The organism is Labilibaculum filiforme (assembly GCF_002843315.1).
In the GTDB taxonomy this organism is placed as follows: Bacteria; Bacteroidota; Bacteroidia; order Bacteroidales; family Marinifilaceae; genus Labilibaculum; species Labilibaculum filiforme.
This window is the reverse complement of sequence record NZ_MVDD01000052.1, coordinates 1-1436: the sequence shown is the minus strand read 5'-3', so window position 1 is coordinate 1436 and position 1436 is coordinate 1. Positions and strand designations below refer to the sequence as shown.

Here is a 1436-nt window from a genome sequence, read left to right as displayed (position 1 = left end):
ATGAGTTTGCGTTCTGTCTTGTCCTTGTATAAACCTCATACTCTAAGATAACAAAGTGCTGAAAATCTTTCAAATATAGGTGTGTTTACTTATCAACAACTTATCAAGCTTTTTAGACAGTCTGACGGTGAGTATAAGAAATCGTAAGGGATTTGAAATACAAAACTCTCTTGTTTGCACTGAGCCAAATTTGCGATTAGACACAAATTTAAACTTTTTAATCAACTCGTCAAATTGCAAATTTGGCGGGCTTGATTAAACGCACAAAAGTCCCGTAAACTACTGTCGCCCTTATGTTTTATGATGCATTGTTATGGCGCGTTATTACTGTTTCTCAATCAAGATTCTTTAAGTTTTTTATAAGCATTATCATACCAATCAGCCTTTTGTATTGTAAAGTCATATTCAGTTGTAGGTGTATCAATTTCAACTACTTTAAACTTTATTGTACCACCTTTCATTAAAATTCCGTGAACCTTTCTTGATGATGTTTTATCAAAACTAAGTCTATCTGAATAATTAGTCGCTGTCAGTTTATGCCTATTACCATCCTTATCTTGAATTAATACTCGATAACTCTCGGAAGAATACGCTTTGACAGGATTATTTCCAGCATATTCATAAAGTTGAAATGAGATTTTAGATGAATTTGAAATAAGGAAGTCTACATTTAATCTTGAATCTTGTGTGGCAGTGTTACTAAAAGAGCCTTTAATTGACAACGAATTTGAAATATATCCTTGATTTGTTTTTTCTCCAAATTCATCTACATAATATCTTACTGACCACATGCCAGTGTTATTTAGATTCTCAAGACGAATTCTTTCCTTTTCTTCAGCTTCCTTTTTCTTTTTCTCAATTAATTCTGCTTTCTCAATGGATTTGAGTAAAATTTCAAAATCCTTGTTCTTAGGAGATTCAGGATGCTTGTTAGCTAATAAATCAATATTCTCTCTTGCGAAAGAATAATTTTTTTCCGAATACGCTTTTTCAACATTAGCTATTAACTTTTCTGCTCCATGTTGACAGTCTTCTAATTCAAGTTTTAATTTTTCATTCTCAGCCAATACTTTATCATAATCTGACTGTGAAACGCAACTGACGATTAATCCTGTCATTGCAATACCATAAATAAACTGTTTAATCTTCATAATTTTCACTATTTGTAGGGTTCGTTTTTTTTATGCGCCATAACGGTTGGTGTAAGTTTAGTAGCGGATTTACGTGCTGTTATCCGTCCGATAGCAACGGATAATTGGTCGTGAATCCAACGTTGGAACACCCACCGAACCCGCTATTAAATTTACACTTTGTTGAACGAAACCTAAAGGTAGCTAAAGAACCCATTTACTTACCTTTAGATAGTATTTAATTTAAAATTCGTATTATGAAAAAAAAGCACATTAATCGAACGGGCATGTAATTCATGCGATGAA

General features: G+C 32.7%; 1 protein-coding gene. It reads right to left on the bottom strand.

Going from position 1 to position 1436, the window contains the following annotated elements; all coding sequences use genetic code 11:
• Nucleotides 1-338: 338 nt before the first annotated feature.
• Complete coding sequence (locus BZG02_RS20650; protein ID WP_101263640.1) at nucleotides 339-1151, bottom strand: hypothetical protein; 813 nt, start codon at nucleotides 1149-1151, stop codon at nucleotides 339-341.
• Between the last annotated feature and the right edge of the window lie 285 nt (nucleotides 1152-1436).